General features: G+C 59.6%; 19 protein-coding genes and 1 tRNA gene. 11 read left to right on the top strand and 9 right to left on the bottom strand.

Annotated features, from left to right (window positions below; genetic code table 11):
* Positions 1-22: 22 nt before the first annotated feature.
* Positions 23-547 (bottom strand): outer membrane protein assembly factor BamE, encoded by a 525-nt coding sequence (locus ACP7E0_RS04280; RefSeq protein WP_426123187.1) that lies wholly within the window; start codon positions 545-547, stop codon positions 23-25.
* Between the two features lie 131 nt (positions 548-678).
* Here ACP7E0_RS04280 and ACP7E0_RS04275 point away from each other — a divergent pair, with 131 nt between their 5' ends.
* The 9 genes from ACP7E0_RS04275 to ACP7E0_RS04235 all read left to right on the top strand — a co-directional run bounded on the left by ACP7E0_RS04275 (position 679) and on the right by ACP7E0_RS04235 (position 6310).
* Entirely contained in the window at positions 679-1218 is a 540-nt protein-coding gene (locus tag ACP7E0_RS04275; protein ID WP_426123604.1) for a ubiquinol-cytochrome C chaperone family protein, read from the top strand.
* An 87-nt stretch (positions 1219-1305) separates the two neighbouring features.
* On the top strand, positions 1306-1857 hold the full coding sequence (locus tag ACP7E0_RS04270) for a YceD family protein (RefSeq protein WP_426123186.1): 552 nt from the start codon (positions 1306-1308) through the stop codon (positions 1855-1857).
* 204 nt (positions 1858-2061) lie between these two features.
* Positions 2062-3120 (top strand): phosphate acyltransferase PlsX, encoded by a 1059-nt coding sequence (gene plsX, locus ACP7E0_RS04265; RefSeq protein ID WP_426123185.1) that lies wholly within the window; start codon positions 2062-2064, stop codon positions 3118-3120.
* 5 nt (positions 3121-3125) lie between these two features.
* Positions 3126-4097, top strand: coding sequence for a beta-ketoacyl-ACP synthase III (locus ACP7E0_RS04260; RefSeq protein WP_426123183.1), 972 nt, complete (start codon positions 3126-3128; stop codon positions 4095-4097).
* Between the two features lie 94 nt (positions 4098-4191).
* A complete protein-coding gene (locus ACP7E0_RS04255) occupies positions 4192-4530 on the top strand; it encodes an integration host factor subunit alpha (RefSeq protein WP_113316049.1) in 339 nt (112 codons plus the stop codon).
* A 154-nt stretch (positions 4531-4684) separates the two neighbouring features.
* Positions 4685-5218: a MerR family transcriptional regulator gene (locus tag ACP7E0_RS04250; RefSeq protein WP_426123182.1), complete on the top strand. Its 534-nt coding sequence runs from the start codon at positions 4685-4687 to the stop codon at positions 5216-5218.
* Positions 5219-5320: 102 nt separating this feature from the next.
* Entirely contained in the window at positions 5321-5566 is a 246-nt protein-coding gene (locus tag ACP7E0_RS04245) for a DUF982 domain-containing protein (protein ID WP_426123181.1), read from the top strand.
* A 121-nt stretch (positions 5567-5687) separates the two neighbouring features.
* Complete coding sequence (locus ACP7E0_RS04240) at positions 5688-6038, top strand: hypothetical protein (protein WP_426123180.1); 351 nt, start codon at positions 5688-5690, stop codon at positions 6036-6038.
* A 5-nt stretch (positions 6039-6043) separates the two neighbouring features.
* A complete protein-coding gene (locus ACP7E0_RS04235) occupies positions 6044-6310 on the top strand; it encodes a hypothetical protein (protein WP_426123603.1) in 267 nt (88 codons plus the stop codon).
* Positions 6311-6485: 175 nt separating this feature from the next.
* Here the strand turns inward: ACP7E0_RS04235 and ACP7E0_RS04230 are convergent, their stop codons facing one another.
* On the bottom strand, positions 6486-8069 hold the full coding sequence (locus ACP7E0_RS04230; protein WP_426123179.1) for a flagellar hook protein FlgE: 1584 nt from the start codon (positions 8067-8069) through the stop codon (positions 6486-6488).
* A gap of 538 nt (positions 8070-8607) precedes the next feature.
* Positions 8608-8684, bottom strand: a tRNA-Pro gene (locus ACP7E0_RS04225).
* A 204-nt stretch (positions 8685-8888) separates the two neighbouring features.
* Here ACP7E0_RS04225 and ACP7E0_RS04220 point away from each other — a divergent pair.
* Positions 8889-9551 carry a hypothetical protein gene (locus ACP7E0_RS04220; RefSeq protein ID WP_426123178.1) on the top strand — a complete coding sequence of 221 codons (663 nt, stop codon included), beginning with the start codon at positions 8889-8891 and terminating at the stop codon, positions 9549-9551.
* Positions 9552-9588: 37 nt separating this feature from the next.
* Here ACP7E0_RS04220 and ACP7E0_RS04215 read toward each other — a convergent pair whose 3' ends face one another.
* From ACP7E0_RS04215 to ACP7E0_RS04195, 5 genes are all read right to left on the bottom strand, one after another.
* A complete protein-coding gene (locus ACP7E0_RS04215; RefSeq protein ID WP_426123177.1) occupies positions 9589-10755 on the bottom strand; it encodes a glycosyltransferase in 1167 nt (388 codons plus the stop codon).
* 65 nt (positions 10756-10820) lie between these two features.
* Positions 10821-12092, bottom strand: a complete 1272-nt coding sequence (locus ACP7E0_RS04210; RefSeq protein WP_426123176.1) for an O-antigen ligase family protein — start codon at positions 12090-12092, stop codon at positions 10821-10823.
* Positions 12089-13651 carry an undecaprenyl-phosphate glucose phosphotransferase gene (locus tag ACP7E0_RS04205; protein WP_426123175.1) on the bottom strand — a complete coding sequence of 521 codons (1563 nt, stop codon included), beginning with the start codon at positions 13649-13651 and terminating at the stop codon, positions 12089-12091. The genes ACP7E0_RS04210 and ACP7E0_RS04205 overlap by 4 nt, the downstream gene beginning before the upstream one ends.
* A gap of 57 nt (positions 13652-13708) precedes the next feature.
* Positions 13709-14884 carry a glycosyltransferase family 4 protein gene (locus ACP7E0_RS04200; protein ID WP_426123174.1) on the bottom strand — a complete coding sequence of 392 codons (1176 nt, stop codon included), beginning with the start codon at positions 14882-14884 and terminating at the stop codon, positions 13709-13711.
* A gap of 5 nt (positions 14885-14889) precedes the next feature.
* Positions 14890-15405 (bottom strand): polysaccharide biosynthesis/export family protein, encoded by a 516-nt coding sequence (locus ACP7E0_RS04195; protein WP_426123602.1) that lies wholly within the window; start codon positions 15403-15405, stop codon positions 14890-14892.
* A gap of 274 nt (positions 15406-15679) precedes the next feature.
* Here ACP7E0_RS04195 and ACP7E0_RS04190 point away from each other — a divergent pair, with 274 nt between their 5' ends.
* The gene (locus tag ACP7E0_RS04190) at positions 15680-17839 is read left to right on the top strand and encodes a GumC family protein (RefSeq protein ID WP_426123172.1); all 2160 of its coding nucleotides are present in this window, start codon (positions 15680-15682) and stop codon (positions 17837-17839) included.
* A gap of 14 nt (positions 17840-17853) precedes the next feature.
* Here ACP7E0_RS04190 and ACP7E0_RS04185 read toward each other — a convergent pair whose 3' ends face one another.
* On the bottom strand, positions 17854-19125 hold the full coding sequence (locus ACP7E0_RS04185) for a GNAT family N-acetyltransferase (protein WP_426123601.1): 1272 nt from the start codon (positions 19123-19125) through the stop codon (positions 17854-17856).
* Between the last annotated feature and the right edge of the window lie 196 nt (positions 19126-19321).

Raw genomic sequence — 19321 nt, 5'->3', positions numbered from 1 at the left:
ACGCGTCTGGCTGGGCTGCCCGTTACTGGTTGTTGGCGTTGCCCAGTACCGACTTCGCCATGCTCTTGCCGATGCCGTTGCCGGAGAGCAGCTGGCCGAGGAAGGTCATTTCCTTGCCGCCGGTCGGCGTGGTGCGGGAAATCGTGTCGAAGACCTTGCCATCCTGCAGCGTATAGTGCGCCAGCTGCGAGACGACGCCATCCTTGTCGAAATAGACGGCAAGAACGCTCTGATCGACCAGCTTCGGCTTCATGAAGGCGACCGGGCGTTGGCGCCTCTGCGAAATGTAATAGAACACTTCGTTGTCGAAGGTCGCCGTTGTCGAGGGCGTTCCCAGTGACAGAAGCACCTGCTCGCGGCTGGAGCCGACTGGCGCAAGAGCCAGTGTTTCCTGATCGACAACATAGCCCTGATTGATCGTCTGGCTAGTGTTTAGCACTTCAGCTGTTTTGCAGCCGGAAAGGGTGGTTGCGCAAATTGCCAATGTAAAAGCGACGTTATTCAGAAATTTCATGTCTGACCTGAAATACCGTTTCGTCAACGACATCTCCCCCAAGGTAACGCTGGCAGATGCGCCATTGCATTTCGTGCCTGCTTCGGTAAACCAGCTTCGGCAATCATGCAATAACAGGATGCGCGGGCTTGCGCATTTTGAAGCAGGCAAACTTGGGCTTTATGATGATATTCGGACTGTTCGGCAAAAAAAACGGCAATGCGGCCATTGTTAAGCGCCAATACGCGCTGTTGACCGCGGCCGCCCGCCGTCCGTACCTTTATACCGACCTCGATGTGCCGGACACAGTGATGGGCCGTTTCGAGATGCTGTCGGCATCGCTGATCCTGTATTTCCGCCGCACCCGCAGCGCGCAACGCGCCGGCCAGGAGATCGCCCAGGAGATCATCGATGCGTTCTTCGAGGACGTCGATCATTCGATCCGCGAACTGGGCGTTGGTGATGTCAGCGTGCCCAAGCGCATGAAGAAGCTGGCGTCGATGTTCTATGGCCGGCTTGAAAGTTATGCGGCAGCACTGGAGCGGCGCGATCGCGACGAGCTGGCTGCCGCGCTGAAGCGTAATTTCCATCCGCAGACGGACGATCAGGCCCTGTCGATGCTGGGCCTTGCCGACTATCTGCTGGCTGCCGAGGCCCAGCTTGCGCTGCAAGGCGAGGATGTCGTAGAAACCGGCCGGATCGACCTGCTGCAAGCGGCGGCCTGAGCCCGTCTTTCGCGACGCGATGCCAGAGTCTCGCGGATGGCCGGCAGCACTATCTTGGGCGGTATTGCTGCCTGAAAGGACCAGACAATGAACCACGACGAAAAACCTGCGCTTTCATACCCGGTCAAGGTCGGCAATATTTCCGCCAACGCCGTGACGGTTCGCATCAAGGCGAGCCAAGCCGAACGCAACGCGTTGCGCGACCTCTGGAATGTCCTGGAGGTGCAATCGCTCGACGCCGAGCTGCAGATTGCCCGATGGAAAAGAGACGGCGTCAAGATCAAGGGGCGTGTCCAGGCCAAGATCGTCCAGGCTTGCGTCGTGACGCTGGAGCCGGTGGAATCACAGATCGATGAACCCGTCGAAGCGATCTTCGTGCCGGAGGGCTCGCGGCTGGCGCGGATTGCCGCCAATGACAGCGGTGAGATGATTCTCGACCCGGAAGGCCCCGATCTTCCCGACATGTTTACCGGCGACACCATTGATGTCGGCTTGGCCGTGACCGAACATGCAGCACTCGCCATCGATCCCTATCCGCGAAAAGCGGGCGCAAGCTTCGGTGAGCGGATCGAAAGCAGCGAAAAAGACGATGTTCGCCCCAATCCCTTCGCTGCCCTCAAGGATTGGAAAAAGGATTGAGTGAACGGTGGCGCGTGGCATAATTCGGTTGTCACATCAGCGAAAAACGGTATTTTGGCCGAAATCCAGCCCGTTGGGCCGTTTTGCCTCGCAAGCGGGGCCGTTACGTCTCAAATGTTATGAAAACACGTGTGTCTCCATCGCCCATACTGATTGCGCCGGAACGAAACATGCAGTGTGGCAGGAAAAAAGGATAGGGCACGCGTGGTCAGAATTTCTCTTGATGTGATGGGCGGCGACTTCGGTCCGCAGGTCGTCATTCCGGGCGCCGCCAAGGCGCTTGAACGGCACCCCGATATCCGGTTCGCGCTGTACGGTCTTGAAGACCAATGTGCTCCTCTGTTGGAAAAATATCCAAAGCTGAAGGCCAGCAGCACGTTCCATGCTTCCGAACTGGCGATCGCCATGGACGAGAAGCCCAGCCAGGCGCTCAGGCGCGGGCGCGGCAAGGCGAGCATGTGGCAAGCGATCGAGGCCGTCAACAAGGGTGAGGCCGATGTGGTGGTCTCGGCTGGCAATACCGGCGCGCTGATGGCGATGTCGGTGTTCTGCCTGCGGATGATGCAAGGCATCCAGCGCCCCGCCATTGCGGCGATCTGGCCGACGCTGAAAGGCGAGAGCATCGTGCTCGACGTTGGCGCGACGATCGGCGCCGATGCGCAGCAGCTGATGGATTTTGCCCTGATGGGCGGCGCCATGGCGCGCGCCTTGTTCGAAGTCGAGCGCCCGACGCTCGGCCTGCTCAATGTCGGCGTCGAGGAAATCAAGGGCCAGGAACAGGTCAAGGAAGCCGGACGCCTGCTGCGCGAAGCCGGCATCGACAGCATCGACTATTTCGGCTTCGTCGAGGGTGACGATATCGGCCGTGGCACGGTCGATGTGGTGGTCACCGAAGGTTTTTCCGGCAATATTGCGCTCAAGGCTGCCGAGGGTACGGCCCGCCAGATCGCCGAATATCTGCGCGCCGCGATGTCGCGCACGCTTTTGGCCAAGATCGGCTATATCCTTGCCAAGGGCGCCTTTGACCGGCTGCGCGAGAAGATGGACCCGCGAAAGGTGAACGGCGGCGTCTTCCTCGGCCTTAATGGTGTCGTGATCAAGAGCCATGGAGGAACGGACGCGGAAGGTTTCGCAGCCGCCATTGATGTCGGCTACGACATGGTCCGCAACGGCCTGAAGGCCAAGATCGAAAACGATTTGCAAAAATACCATGCCTCGCGCCCTTCCGAAGGTGCAGCGACCGGCATGGCAGACGAGGTTTGAAAAGCATGATCCGTTCTGTGGTTCGCGGTTTTGGGGCATCCCTCCCGAAGCAGGTGATGACCAATCGCGAAATGGAAGAGAAGGTCGACACGTCCGACGAATGGATCGTGCAGCGCACCGGCATTCGCCAGCGTTACATTGCAGGCGAGGGGGAAACCACCGCGTCGCTCGGCGAGGGGGCTGCGCGCGCGGCTCTCACCAATGCTGGCCTGACGCCAGCCGATATCGATCTCATCATCGTGGCCACTTCGACGCCCGACAACACCTTTCCGGCCACCGCCGTCAACATCCAGAACCGGCTCGGCATGCACCATGGCGCGGCCTTCGACCTGCAGGCGGTCTGTTCGGGCTTCATCTTTGCCGTGACCACTGCCGATGCCTATATCCGCGGCGGTCTCGCCAAGCGGGTGCTGGTCATCGGGGCCGAAACGTTTTCACGCATTCTCGACTGGAACGACCGCACGACCTGCGTGCTGTTCGGTGATGGCGCCGGCGCGCTGATCCTGGAAGCCCAGGAAGGTTCAGGCACCACGGCCGATCGCGGCGTGCTGACCGCGCAGTTGCGCTCAGACGGCGCTCACAAGGAAAAGCTCTATGTCGATGGCGGTCCTTCGACCACCGGCACGGTCGGTCATCTGCGCATGGAGGGCCGCGAGGTCTTCAAGCATGCGGTCGGCATGATCACCGATGTGATCGAGGCAGCGTTCGAGGCCACCGGCACGACCGCCGACGATCTCGACTGGCTGGTGCCGCACCAGGCCAATCGCCGGATCATCGACGGTTCGGCCAAGAAGCTCGGCATTCCGCTTGAAAAAGTGGTGGTCACTGTCGATCTTCACGGCAACACCTCGGCAGCCTCCATCCCACTGGCGCTCAATGTTGCCGCGTCCGACGGACGCATCAAGAAGGGTGATCTCGTCCTGCTTGAGGCGATGGGCGGCGGCTTCACCTGGGGTTCCGTACTGCTGCGCTGGTAAAAAAATGTGATATGGTGCAGACGCTTGACCGGAATGGACAAGGGCAATACTCTTTCCGGGCTAATCGATATTTCAAGAAAATCGGTGGGGGAAGATGAGCGGAAAAACGGTGACACGAGCAGACCTGGCCGAATCGGTTTTTCGCAAGGTCGGTCTTTCGCGAACGGAATCGGCAGAACTGGTCGAAACCGTGATTGACGAAATCTGTAATGCCATCGTGCGTGGGGAAAGCGTCAAGCTTTCTTCCTTCGCGACGTTTCAGGTCAGAGACAAGAACGAGCGCATCGGGCGAAACCCGAAAACCGGCGAGGAAGTCCCGATTTCTCCCCGCCGCGTCATGACGTTCAAGGCCTCCAACGTGCTGAAGCAGCGCGTGCTCAAGGCGCATCTGCAGCGCAAGGCCAAGTTGAAACCGCAATCCCCGGCCGCCTAAATCTGCTTCCCATAATTAAAGTGGTTGAAAACACGTCCATAAGCCGTTGAAATGCGCATGATTCGTGTAATTATTCGCAGTCACGGCAATATGGACCTGCGGCCAGAGCCGCGTGGCGAATGCCGCGCATGTTCGATGCGGAATGGGGGAAGACATGGACAAGAGCCCGGATGCATTTCGCACTATCAGTGAAGTGGCCGACGATCTCGACCTGCCACAGCATGTGCTGAGATTCTGGGAGACGCGCTTCCTGCAGATCAAGCCGATGAAGCGTGGCGGCGGCCGGCGGTATTACCGGCCGGAAGACGTCGATCTGCTCAAGGGCATCCGCCATCTGCTCTACGATCACGGCTATACGATCAAGGGCGTGCAGAAGCTTTTGAAGATGAACGGCAACAAGTTCGTCGCGGCGATTGCCAGCGGCGACCTGGCAACCGTCGAGGCGCTGGCTGCCGCCAATATCGAGGAGCCGGCCCAGCCGAAGCTCGGCAATCCTGAGGAGGACCAGATCGTCGGCCGCGCCAAGGCACCGGCCAGCCGCCGGTTCTTCTCCTTCGTCGGCGGCAATGACGAAACGCCGGAAATCTCGATCGGCAAGACATCGGTCGGGAAGGAGGACAGGGCACTGCTGCAGGAAGCGCTCTACGATCTCCTCGAATGCAAGCGGCTGCTCGATCAGGTGCGCTGAGATCGCGGTACTGCAACGGCCGATCGCGGCTAGCGCTTTCCCCTCGTGCCGCCCTGCCGTTCATGGTAGGAACCCCGACTGAATTCTGAGCAAGGCGAGACAATGGAAAAGTCCTGGACGAAAAGCGTGACGCTCGCCCTGGAAGGGCCGGACAAATACGTGACGATCTCCAACACCACCGAGGCCTCCTGGGCGATGATCGAGGACTGGCCGCTGGAGGATGCACCGGCTCTGGACCGGGCGCTCGAAATCTGCGCTGAGGTCGTCGAAGGCAAACGCCCGGCCGAAGACGCGCGAAAGGCGTTTCTGGCGGCGGCTGTCGAAGCGGAGATTGCGGTTCAGGACTGAAGGCTCCGCGCGATTGGCGCCGATGGCGGTCTTTTGATCGTCGCGCCGGTCGGGTAAACAGGCTCTTGGCGCGAGTGGCCGGCATCTCCGGAGTCTGCCGTGCGATTGAGAAGAGAACGAGATGAGCAAGACCATTCAGGCAAAATTTCACGGTGAGATGCTGGCGCTCTACGATCATTGTGCGCGGATCGGCTTTCGGCCGGTTCTGTTCCGCCGCCTCGTGATCCTGAAGGGTGGCGTCGACGCTGCCAGAGAGCTTGTGTTCAAGCCTGGCACCACCGGCCTGGAACGCCTGGTCGAGGCGAAGAAAACCGAATTTTCGATGGAAGCAGCGATGACACGGCCGGAATACCGTGCTCTTTTTGCGCCGCTCGAAATCAAGGAGGCGGCCAAGCGGCTTGAGAACAGCGCTACGCGCGAACGCTCCAGAGGCCGGCTCACCGCCACAGTCACCCATACGAAACAGGCATGATGACCATGACGAAGAAGCAGAAGCTCGAACATTCCGATTTTTCCGGCGAATTCACCGAAGACGACATCACCGTACTCGTCGATATCTTCCGTACGGAAGGCAGCACGGATGGCTGGACGATGGAAGTGATCGATCAGGACGAAGGCCTGACCGTCTGGGAAGAACCCTTTGCCACGGACAAGGAAGCCTTCGAGGAGTTTTTGGCGACCGTCGAGCGCGACGGCATCGAGTCTTTCCTGGAAGAACCGGAGACTGACGTTTCAGTGCATTGAATGGATGCATTCAAGCTCAACCGCGGCAATGAGCGGCGGTTTGAGATGACTGGGAAGATTGACCAAGACATTGAAATGACCTGGTTTCGCCCGCACGGGACATCGTCCCGTGCGGGCGGGGAAGAAAAGCCCGGCTCGTCGCAGGTTGTTGAGCCATGTGAATGGGGCAATAGGTCTATCGCTTCAGGTTCACAAGAACGTCCAGAAGATCGGCGCCTGTCTGGAAGACTTTCGAGTTCGCCGTGTAGCTACGCTGGGATTCGATCATCGCCGTCAGTTCGTTGGCGATATCAACGTTGGAGCCTTCAAGCGCGCCGGACTGAATGCTGCCGAAGTCGCCGGAGCCCGCAAAACCGGTGATGATGACGCCCGAATCCACGCCCTGCGAATAGACGTTGCCAGACTGCGGAATGAGATTGTCCGGGCTCTGGACGGTGGCCAATGCCACCCTGTAGCGCGGGTCGAGCGTGCCGTTTTCGTACTTGACGTAAACGATACCTTCCTTGTCGATCTGATAGCCGGCCACCTTGCTCGGGGCGCTACCATCAATAGTACCGCCGTCCGGAGTGAACGCACGGCCAAGCTGTTGGGTTTTGGTAATATCAACTTTGAGCGAGCCAAGTACCGAGCCCCCGAGCGCAAGCGCGCCGGTTGTCACCGATTGGGGGCCAATCAACTGGCCTTTGGCATCGAATGAAACTGTTACTGGTGTGCCGATCGCTGCTGGACTACCGTCGAAAGTCAGCGCGATCGTTGATGGGCCGGGTTTAGACGTCAATCCGGTGGGAGTCGTCATGATCGGCCCAATGGTCGTTCCGGTGCCTAAGGTCAGTTCAGGCACTTCCTCAGGGTCTGGATCGATATAATCGCCCGCTCCGTCGAACTCGTTAGCGTGAAACTGATCTGAAAACAAAGGTGTACCTGCGTGGCTGACGGTGTATTCCCATCCCGCTGCGGTCATTGTGTAGACGGTATCCAGAGTCCGCAGCAAGCCTGTATTGTCGTAGATGTTCGAGCTGGTCGTGAATGTATCGCCAACGGCCGCCGCCGGATCCAGGTTGCCGGAAACGGCAGCATTCTTGGACGGCATTGCGGGCTGGTTCATTAAGGACGCACCGTTGTGCTGGACGTCCAGAGACCATTTATTGGCCGCCGTTTTCGTATAAACGAAATTCACGAGAAGTGCGTTTCCCTGGCTGTCAAAAACTTTGAGCGATGTCTTTGATTCCGCACCGACGGCGTCACCGGAGTTCAGCGTCGCGCCCATTGAGCCCTTGGTCGAACCCTTGGCAACCAGCCCATCTGAGGCGAGGTTGACCTTGGTCAGGCCGTCGAAACCATTGACGACCACCGTCGGATCGACGCCTGCCTTGTACTCGTAACCCATCAGCGTGTAGCCGGCGGAATTTACCAGATCTCCATCGCCGTTCTGCGTGAAGGCGCCGGCACGGGTGAGAAAGTTGGAACCATTGGCACCCTCGACGATAAAGAAACCACCGCCGTTGATGGCCATGTCGGTGCCGGACGTGGTGTAGGTCGTCGGACCCTGTTCCGAAATGCTGTAGCGCACGTTGGTTTCGACACCGCCGGAATTGTACGAGCCATTGCTGGTCGGCAGGATCAGCGAGGAGAACTCAGTCGACGCCCGTTTGTAACCGGTGGTGTTGGCGTTGGCGATGTTTTCGGCGACCGTGCCCAGGCGGTTTGCCTGAGCATTCATGCCGGAACCACCGGTTCTCATCATTCCGTAAAGACTCATTGAAGACCCCAAAAAGTGAATAAAATACAACCGATGGTGTGTGCGATCATCCTTACGTGAGGCTGGCGTGCATTTATCCTAATTTAGTCATTCTACGCAGGTGCTTAAGCAAGCGAGATGTCATTATTTGCAACCGCGCTATTTTTCTTTTGTATGCCGGTAGTCTTGGGCGGCTTTAAAAAAGGTCGATCATGAGTTGTTCTTCTGCCGATGAAGGAAGCCAGGACAATCTTGCGCTACCACTGCAGACCTATATTTCAGATCTCTGATCTTATGGCACGTCAACCATGCCATCCGTTTCCATACTGATTCAGGCGTCTCGGGGGATGCACCCAAGGAGGCCGAGATTCCCAAGATGGTAAGGATCATTCGCGAATCGCTGTTTGCGAACATCGCGGGAACAAGGCGCTCAGTTGGCCGGGATTAATTCGGGTTTCGGTGTTTCCCGGCCCGGTTACTTGTCGCCTGTTTCTTCCGTTTTCTTCCGGTAGAAAAGAAAACTGCAACAGATGGTTAGACAGGGATATCAAGGAGAAAATGGTCGGAGCGGCGGGATTCGAACCCACGACCCCTTGACCCCCAGTCAAGTGCGCTACCGGGCTGCGCTACGCTCCGAACCGAAAAGAGCCGTATATAATCGGGAGTTGGCGCGCAAGCCCTGTTTTTGGAAAAGGCGATAAATCGGCGGAAAAAGCGGGGAGGTTTCCCCGCGCTACGAGATTGCCACAAATACGGCGCCAGTGGTGAATTTTCCTGATGCTTAAAGTTTTCGGCAATCCCTTGCACCGATAATGCCCCTGCAAATCGGGGATCAAGGTGATGGCAAAGACAGCGGCGCGAAAAGGCCAGAAGCGGCGTACCGTGCGCAAGAAAGCTCAGGGTGGCATGTGGCCGTGGTATCTTGCCGGTATCCTCTCGGTCAGCGCCGTTATTGCCTATGAGCATCGCGCGGCAATCATGCCGATGGCGGCACCTTTCTATACCGCGTCGATTGCCAAGACACGTCCGGCGGAGAAACAGGCCGCCGTTCCGGAAAGGCGCGTCGAGAAAACCCAACCGGCTGCAAGGCCCGCTCTGGCCATGCCCACGATTCGCCCCGTCGAGCAGGCCGCAGTAGATACTGCCAATCTGCAGCCCACAGGCCGCAAGCCCGGAACCTTTTATTTTTGCACGGAAACGCTGGAAAACTGCGTCGTCGACGGCGGTACATTCTGGTATGGGCGGCGCAAGATCCAGATCGCCGAGATCCAGGCACCAAGGATCAAGCAGGCCAAATGCGACAATGAACGCAAGCTCGGCTCGCTGGCGAAAAAGCGCCTGTGGGAAATTTTGAATACCGGCGGCGTGCAACTGGCCGCAGCCTCCGGCCCCGGTGCCCGCGTGACGGTCGGGCAGGGGCGCTCGATCGGTGACATGCTGGTCTCCGAGGGGCTAGCCCGCCGCACGGGCGATGGCAAGAATGGCTGGTGCGCACAGGGGTAAAGCCGCGGTATCAGATGCTCCCTCGGCGGTCTGCGGGTTATGGCCGGGAGACAAGTCCGCGGTAGACTGCCTCGGTCTTGTCGATCATCTGCCGCATCGAAAAATCCGACATGCGGTCGCGGGCGGCAGCGATCATCTGGAGATGCCGCTCGGGCCTGGCGCTTTCGACCATGGCATTGGCGAGTTTGATACTGTCGCCGTCATTGGCCACGATCAGGCCGCTTTTGTCCTTGTCGATCGCCGTTGACGCACCGCCGACATCGGTGGAGACGATCGGCTTTCCGGATGCCGCCGCTTCCAGCATGACATAGGACATCGCCTCGTAGCGGCTGGCCATCACCAGCACGTCGAAGGCCGGAACCGCCTGCGGGCCGGTAAAAGCCGATGTCAGGCGGATGCGTTTCTGCAGGCCGCTTTCGGCGATGGCCGCCCGGACGTCCGCTTCCCGTTCACCGGAGCCAACCATGATCAGATGTGCATCCGGAAGCCGCGAGGCTGCGTTGCTGAAGGCCTCGATCAGCCGTTCCGGCGCCTTCTGATGCGAGAGCCGACCGACGAAGCCGAAGACGAACGCTTCTGCGGAAATGCCGAAACTAGCGCGTACGGTCTTGGCCATGTCGGGCGGCGGCGGTGCGACGCCGTTGATAATGACCGAGAGTTTTCGCGCGGGCACACCCAGCGACCGGGCATGGGCATATTCGTCGGCGGAGACACAGATCAGGTGATCGGTGAACAGCTTGGCGAGAATGGTCTCGATGCTGCCGAAGATCAACCGTCCGGCCTTGCCCAGTGTCGGATCCATGGTGCGAAAGGCATGCGGCGTGTAGACACGTGGCGCGTGGCGCCCCGGCAGGCGAAGGCGGGTGAGGGCGCCGGCCTTCGAGCTGTGGCCGTGGACTATGTCAAAGGGCAGGGGGCCGTCGATGATTTGGCGCAGCGCGCGAAAGGCGGCAATGTCCGACAGGCCGGGTGAGCGCTTCATGGCGACGGCGTGGATGGCAGGCAGGCCGAGCGATTTCAGTTCACGGATAAAGGCTTCTTCCGCTCGAAGCGGCGAATAGACCGCTTCGACGTGGTGACCGCGCTCCTTCAAGCCAAGGCAGAGGTCGAGAAAGTGGCGGCCCGATCCGCCGCCGCTTGGTTCCAGAACCTGGAGGATACGCAAGCCGCTTCCGGTTTCAGCGATAGAAGGATCGATATTCATATACTGACTGTCCGCCGCCGGTCACGATATGGAGCCGGTCCGTCCCCTTGTGTACAGGGTTGATGTTAACGCCGGGTTGGCGCGGGGTAAACGCGGCGTGCCTGCGCGCTGGAGGCGGTCCGGCGATGGCGGTATTCCAGGGCGCCGCAGCCCCAGACGATCCCGAGCAACAGGAAGAAATGCCGCCAGTGGTCGGTGTCTATGACATTGCCGATCGCGGCATGGCCGATCAAAACGATCCAGGCGATCATCAGATAGGGTTGCCATGGCCGGTCGAGCAACAGGAGGCGGAAGCCCATGGTCACTGTCAATATAATCAGGGTGACATAGGAGACAAAGCCAAGCCAGCCGTAGGAGGTCAGGGATTTCAGCCAGATATTGTGCTCGTCTTCGGGGAAGATCTTGCTGAATACCATCGGGCCGATGCCGAGCGGTGTTTCCATCGACATCAGGAAGCCGATCTTGTGGCGGTCGAAACGGCCAAGATGACCGCCGTCATAGTCCTGGACAAGCTGGATACGGCTTGAAAAGAGATTGGAGACCTGCGGGATCTGCAGGGCGACCACGAGCGCCACCACCATCAGCAATGCGCCGCTGAGTGTCAGAACGAGGATTTTCAGCCGGAAGGCACCGGTGCGTTCCTTCAGCAGCATGACGAAAACAAGGGCGCAGGCACAGAACAGATAAAGCGCCCAGGCGGCACGCGAGAAGGAGAGGAAGAGCCCGAGCGCCATGATCAGGATGGCTACGGCCTTTATCGGCGCGGTAGCGATCCGGTCGCTCAAGAGCCGGTACATCAGGTAGAGGGAAGGGGCGACCAGGAACGGACCGAAAACGTTGGGGTCTTGGAAGGCACCCTTGGCACGGTCGTAGAGTGTGAAATTCGCCGCTCCCGGGATGGCGCCGAAATAGCCGAGAATACCGAGCAGCGACGTGATGACGCCTGCGGCCACCCACGCATCGAAGATCAGCTTCAGACGTTCGTGGCGGGCTTCAATGATGGCCGCGTAAAAGACCGAGGTAAGGCAGAGAAAGCCGGACACCGCCATATACATCGGCGCGGTGGCAAGATCGCTCATGACCGTCAGCGACAGGATGCCCCCGGTCATGAACAGGATAACCAGCGCCAGAAGCGGCGCGACGGACCGCGATATTTTCAGGCCGAAAATGAACCAGACACCGATCATCGCAGCCATGAAGACTTCGTACGGTGCAGGTTCCGCGATGACGAAGCCTGACAGGAAAACGCCGAACGTCACCATCGCCGAGCCGAAGATTGCCACGGCGGCGAGTTGTGGGCGAAAACCCGGGGCTGAAGTGGCGGCTGGTGCGCTCAATAGGCATTTTCCGTGTTGAAGAGCCGGATCGGTGTCAGGAACAGGATTTTCAGATCCAGCCACAACGACCAGTTTTCGATGTAATAGAGGTCGAAAGCCGTGCGGAACTTGATCTTGTCGTCATGATCAACCTCGCCGCGCCAGCCGTTGATCTGCGCCCAGCCGGTGACGCCCGGCTTGACGCGGTGGCGGGCGAAATAGCCTTCGACAACGTCGGAATAGGTCCGTTCCGCGGTCTGGGCAAGAACGGCGTGCGGACGTGGGCCGACCAGCGACAGCTCGCCCTTGAGCACGTTGAAGAGCTGGGGCAGTTCGTCGATGGACGATTTGCGCAGGAAACGGCCGATGCGGGTGACGCGCGGATCGCCCTTGGTGACTGCGTTGCGGGCGGTGGGGTCGCTCATGTTGGTGTACATCGAGCGGAATTTGTAGACGTCGATCGTCTCGTTGTTGAAGCCATGACGCTTCTGCTTGAAGATGATCGGGCCAGGTGAGCTGAGCTTCACGGCAATCGCAGCACCGATAAGGACCGGCCAGAGAACGGCGAGCGCCACGAGGCTGAAGAAGACGTCGAAGATGCGCTTGGCGACCGAATCCCAGTCCGCAATCGGCTTGTCGAAGATATCGAGCATCGGCACCTGGCCGACATGCGAATAGCTGCGCGGGCGGAATCTCAGGTTGTTGGCATGAGCCGCAAGGCGGATGTCCGCAGGCAGGATCCAAAGCTTCTTGAGGAGTTCAAGGATGCGTTGCTCCGCCGAAAGCGGCAGCGCGATGATCAGGATATCGATGCGGGTAAGGCGGGCGAAATCGACCAGTTCAGCAACCGTCCCCAGTTTGGGATAGCCGGCGATGATGCCGGGCGAGCGGCGTTCGTCACGATCGTCGAAGATGCCGCAGATGCGGATATCGTTGTCGGTCTGCTGTTCGAGCGAACGGATCAGATCCTTGGCGGGCTGGCCGCCACCAACGATGACCGCGCGGCGTTCCATGATGCCATTGCGCGCCCAGCGGCGGATCGAAAAGGCGATGAAGGCACGTTCTGCAATGAGAAAAACCGCTCCGAGCACATACCAGATGCCGAAGGAGAAGCGTGAGAACGTGCCTCCGGTCTTCAGCAGAAAGAGCACCATCGTCATGGTGGCGAACGCGAGCGTCCAGCAGCCGATCAGCCGCGGCACGACCCGGGCCGGGGATCTGAGCGTAGGAACCTGATATCCGTCGCACAGCTGCAGGAACACGACTGTCAAAACGGAAACGCCGGCGATGAGGGCGCAGTAGCCAAGCAACTCGTCCAGCCTCGGCGCGACATAGAGCATATGAATCGCATAGCCAATGGCAAACAGCGCGCTGAATTCAAGCAACCGTATCAGCCCGATGATCATGTTTGGCGAATAGGTATCGGTGCGGAATTGAGATGCGATGCGGCGTGCAAGCGGATTGAGTTCACGCGCGGGTTCGTCTGCGCGCTTTTCGCCAGGCTCGGTGGCGCGGATATCGGAAATCTTCTTACGCAGCGCGTCTGTATCGAAAGCTTCCGGTTTATCGATCTTGTTCATGATATCCGCCCGGGCCGTTGTGTGCCTTCGGGATAGCAGAAAGCCCCTAAGAAACGCTTACGAGCGGCGAGCTACAATCTCGGGTGGCGCGATAGATTCCGGTACAAGCTGGCGATAGAGCCGCATGATGCTGCCGGCCATGGTCGATGTCGAGAATGCTGCCTTGAACGCGTCCGCGTCGGGCATCACCTCGTTCGCCCAGTTCTTCTCTGTCATCGCTGCCGTCATGACATCGGCAAGCGCCTGGGCATCGTCCGGCGTGGCGAGTGCAGCGCTTTCAGGTCCAAGCACCTCGGGGATGCCGCCAACCCTTGCTGATATCACCGGCTTTCGCGCCGCCAGGGCTTCGAGGACAATGTAGGGCATGGATTCGGCGCGCGAAGGCACGACGACATTGCGGGTAAAGGCAAAGGCATCGCGCGCCTTCATGGCGGGCAGCATTTCGATACGGCGGCCAAGACCCCGTTCCAACATCATCTGCTCGTATTCGGCTTTCTGCGGCCCGTCTCCGATCATCATCGCCGACAGGGGCTTGCCGATATTGCGTTCGGTTCGTGCGAAGGCATCGATGAACAGATCAGGACCCTTGAGATCGCGCAACATGCCGATATAGAGGAAATCCACGGCATCCGGCCGCGCATAGACGGTTTCGAAGTCGCGATCGTCGATGCCGTTGTAGATCAGTTCGCTGCGGACATGGGGCTTACCGACCTTGGCTTCGTAGGTCCTGCGTTCGAAGTCGCAGACGAAAACGATCGCATCCGTCAAATACTCCTGCAGGCGTTCGAGAAAGAAGACTGCCTTCCCCGAAAGGGTCGCCTTGCTATAGTGGAGGCTACCGCCATGCGGCGAATAAAGGCGGGCAACGCAATACTTGTTCACCCGCAAGGCTGAGCCGATGATCCGGGCCAGAGCGCCGCCCTTGGCGCCATGCCCGTGCAGGATATCCGGCCGCAAACTTCTGATTTCCTTGTAGCTGCTCCACAGTGCCGCCAGATCAGCCGGGCCGATCGACCGCCGGATCGGCAGGCGGACAAGACCCAACGACAGGAACGGCCTTATCTCGTCGAACAGCGCATCCTCGTAGGTGCCGCCTGTCGTGCTGTCGCAGACGATACCGATTTCATGCCCCTGCCTGGCATGCGCTTCGGCCAGATCGCGCACATGGCGGAAAATCCCACCAATGGGCGACCGGAAGAAATGAATGATGCGCAGCGGACGGGGATCATTCATGACTGTTAGAACAGCCGCTCGCGCACATAGATGGTGTCGCCGGCCATGATCGGGTCGGAGATAGAAACCCGGCCGGTCAGGATGCGGCCATTGATCTTGCGGGTGACATCGACATTCGCCTGGTTGGCGCGGGGCGAATAACCACCGGCGACCGCAATGGCGTTCTGGACCGTCATGCCCGGTACGTAGGAATATTGCCCGGCTTGGCCAACTTCACCCATGATGAAGACAGAGCGATAGCGATCGACTTCGATCGTCACGTCGGGATCGCGCAGATAACCTTCGCGCAGCTTGCCGGCGATCATCTTTTCCATCTCGGGCAGGGTATGGCCACGCGACGGCACGGCGCCGATCAGGGGGAAGGCGACATAGCCTGCCTGATCGACGGTGTAGCTGCCTGTGAGGCCTGCCTGCTCGAAAACGCTGATGCGCAGCCTGTCGCCGCTGTCCACCCGGTAGGGCTGGATGGTGGCTTCGTGGAAGGCCTTGGGCGCCGGCTGATAGCTGGTGCATCCGGACATCGCCAGGCACAGCGAAACGATGGCTATGGCGGGGCCTGTTTTCAATCGTGCGGACGTCATCGGGCTCTCGCGCTCCAGAAACCATGTCATGGCCCGATGTTATCAATCCGTTAGGGTTAATAGCCGGTAAAGAGGCAGCGCAATTCGCGCAATGGGACGCATATATATTGTCTGCAATCTTGGATAACGGTTTTGTACGCGAAGACTTATTAACCCTTGCGTTACCATGTTTGTTTACTGTGGCCGCGAGTTGTGCAGGTTCGAGGTAAAACGCATGTCCAGCGTCAACGATGGTCATCAGGATGTAGATATCGATCTCGGCGGGCTGTTCCGCGCCATCTGGCGGCGGCGGGGCAGGGTACTGCTGGCAACCGTTGTCTTTGCGGGGGTGGCCTTTGCCGCCGCCAATCTGATGTCGCCTGAATATCAGGGCGAGGCCCGGCTTTTGATCGAATCGCGTCAGGCCGAATTTAGCGGCGTCAACCAGGCGCAACCGCAGACCGCCGACAGCCAATTCGACGAATCCGGTATCTCAAGTCAGGTGCAGCTCTTGCGCTCGGTCGATCTGATCAAACAGGTCGCGCGCGATATGAAGCTCTATGAATTGCCGGAATTTGACCCGACGGCCAATCCGTCGGCGATCTCCGATGTGCTGGTGATGCTCGGGATCAAGAAAAACCCCCTCGACCTGCCGCCGGAAGAGCGTGTCCTCAAGGAATTCCAGAAGAAGCTGCAGGTCTATCAGGTCGAAAAGTCGCGGGTCGTCGCCGTGCAGTTCACCTCGGAGAACCCGCAGCTGGCTGCCGCCATCCCAAATGCGATGGCCAAGGTCTTCCTGTCGCTGCAAAGCGGCGCCAAGCTTGATTCCAATTCGGAGGCCAGCCGCTGGCTGGAGCCGGAAATTGCCAACCTGCGCGAAAAGGTTCGCGATGCCGAGGCCAAGGTTGCGGAATACCGGGCATCGTCCGATCTTCTGCTGACCGGAGAAACCGGCAACACGTTTGCCAGCACCCAGCTGAACAACATCTCCACCGAACTTGCCCGCATCCGCGGTGAGCGCGCCAATGCCGAAGCGCGGGCTGAAAACGTCCGCATGGCACTTGCAAGCGGCAAGGCAGTCGATACGCTGAATGACGTCGTTGCCTCGCCGATGATTCAGCGCCTCAAGGAAACGGAATCCAATATCCAGGGTCAGATCTCTGATCTCTCGACGACGCTTCTCGACGGACACCCGCGCTTGAAGGGCCTGAAATCGCAGCTGCAAGGCATCCGCGCGCAGATCGTCAGCGAAACAAAGAAGATTCTCGGAAGCCTGGAAAATGAAGCGAATGTTGCGCAGCTGCGCGAGCGTCAGCTCGTCGCCCAGCTCAACACGCTGAAGGCTGCATCGGCAAAGGCCGGCGAGGACGAGGTTGGCCTGCGGGCGCTGGAGCGTGAAGCCACGGCTCAGCGGCAATTGCTCGAAACCTACCTGGCGCGCTACCGCGAAGCGACCTCGCGCAGCGGCGAGAATGCCGCGCCGGCGGATGCCCGGATCATCTCCCAGGCGGTAGAGCCGACCGAAGTGAGCTTCCCCAAGGTTCTGCCGATTACAATCGTCGCAGCTCTGGCAGCCTTTCTTGTCAGCTGCGTTGTCATCATGCTTTCGGAATTGTTCAGCGGGCGGGCCTTGCGGCCGGTCGGGCGCACGGAAGACGGATATTTCGAGGACGAAGACTTGAAAGCACCTGCCCTTCGGCAAACCTCATCGCGGCCAGTGCCGGGGGCTGCTACCTCTGGCATCTCCCCCCAACCGGCTTTGCCTGAGGTCCCGCCGGTTGATGAGGCCGAACCGGACGAAGACGATTTCTCGATCGAATCGGTCGCCGGTCATGTGTGCGACGAGGATATCCGCGTTGCCGTATCCGTATCGCCTGCGGGCGACGAGGGCTCGGTGAATGCGGTGGCGCTGGCGCGGCTGATTGCGGAGGAGGGGCGCAAGATCGTCCTGATCGACCTGACCGGTTCGGCCTGCCCGACGCACCTGATGGCCCAGTCCGGCGATCTGGCCGGCATCACCAATCTTCTCGCCGGCGAAGTGCCCTTTACCGAAACGATCCACGCCGATCGCCTGTCGGACGCGCATATCATTCCCCAAGGAGATGCCGATCCTGCCTTTACCTCGCGCGGTATCGAACGCTTGCAGATGATCATTGATGCGCTGTCGAATGCTTATGACACGGTGCTGGTCGAGTGTGGTCCGGCCGATGCCGGCGTGATCGGTAAGGTGACGCGTTCGAAGGATACCAAGATCATCATTTCGGCACCGGCGCTCGGCAACGAAGAGATCATCGAGCTGATCACCGATTTTGGCGATGCCGGATATGGTGAAATCGTGCTGATGACGGGAACGGGCTACCCGCAAACGGGCAACTCCGGCCGCCGCGCGGCCTGAAAGCGGCGTCTGTCTCAGTCGCCCTCGGTTTCCGCGCCATTGCCTACGGCCGGCGCCTGCCGGCTTTGACGCAGGCGCTGCACGAAAGCATAGGTCTTCCTGTTTTTCTTGATCGTGGCTTTCAGGCGCACGGTAGCTCTGTGAACCGATGCCGCCAGGCGGCCGCGCCGCGTCAGGGGTAGCATGATATCGTAAAGGACGGTCTCGACGGTGCACCAAGACCGCTTGTAGCCCTGGTCGCCGATGCCGAAATCGAACAGCCGGAAGCCTTCGTCGTTGTATTTCTTGATCATCAGGTAGAACAGCAGTTCGCCCGGGCTGGCGTCGGCAGCGAGGCTCTCATCGATCGATCCGAACTGGCAGATGACGTGATCGCCCTTGCGCGACAGCCCGGCAATGGCAACGATGCGGCCCTCTTCGGCTCCGCGCAAACGGATCGCATTGAGCTCGAGCGGCTGGCCGTCCGGTGTGGGGTCGATAGCTGCCACGGCATGAAAGAAGGCGCGTGTCTCGCTGTCCTGGAAAACATTGGGCAGGCCGAGCGCCTTGAAGCGGATGGCCTTCTGTTCGAAGAACAGGTCGAGAAGTGCCCGCCGGTCCTCGCGTGTCGTGGCGATGATATGGTCGTAGCCGCCGAGTGATTCCAGCCGCTTTTCCGACACGCGAAACTTCTTGCGCCGCCGTTTCGCGTTCAGCTGGGCAAGCGTGGCTTCGAAATTGCCAAGCAGCGGCAGCTGGAAGGATGCATTCTGATTCTGCACTGCCGGCAGGGAGCCGAGAGGGTGGCGCATGCCGCGCCAGTCGAACGGTATCTTTTCCAGCATGACGATATCGGCGACACGCGAGAGTTTGACCGACAGATCTGTGATCAGCGCCTGCGCCATCTGCTCGCAGTTCAGCGGATCGAGATCAGCGGCAAACAGCCCGGTATTGATATTGCTGTGCGGTGAGCCGATGAACCGCGCGGTGCGAAACAGTGGGCCGCGTACCAACTCGAGCGGCAGGATGAACACTGTTTTCCGGGCTATGCTGCCGCGCACCAGCAGGAGCTGGTTGCTGTGGGCCGCCGCCCAAGCCAGGCACAAGTCGAAGCCCTGATGCAGCGATGTAGCGGACGATGCCTCCAGCGCCCGCCAGTCGGCTTCCAGAGCCTCAAGGCTGACATGCACACTCAGCTTCAGACCCCGGGCGCCTACCATTTGGTGGGTGGCGTCCTCACGGTCATGCCGGACGTGGCGGGAAGCCTCGCTGACGGGCATGATGTTGAAGTCCACGTCGGTCATGATCGCTTGCTGTTCCGGGAACGGGTTGGTGTGCATATTTAATGCAAGCATGCGCTTATTTTCGTTTAAATTGATCGGGCCGGGCACAACCTTCCGTGGATTTTATCGAAAGCGGTTACTGAATGGATAAGACCGATTCATCTCCTGGTGCTCCGGGCAGGCTGGAACTGCCGTACGATTTTTGCTATTCCGAGGCGAC

Origin of the sequence: Pararhizobium sp. PWRC1-1, assembly GCF_049897905.1 — a bacterium.
In the GTDB taxonomy this organism is placed as follows: domain Bacteria; phylum Pseudomonadota; class Alphaproteobacteria; order Rhizobiales; family Rhizobiaceae; genus Pararhizobium.
Note: the sequence above shows the minus strand (reverse complement) of the source record. Positions and strands in the feature narration are given on the sequence as shown.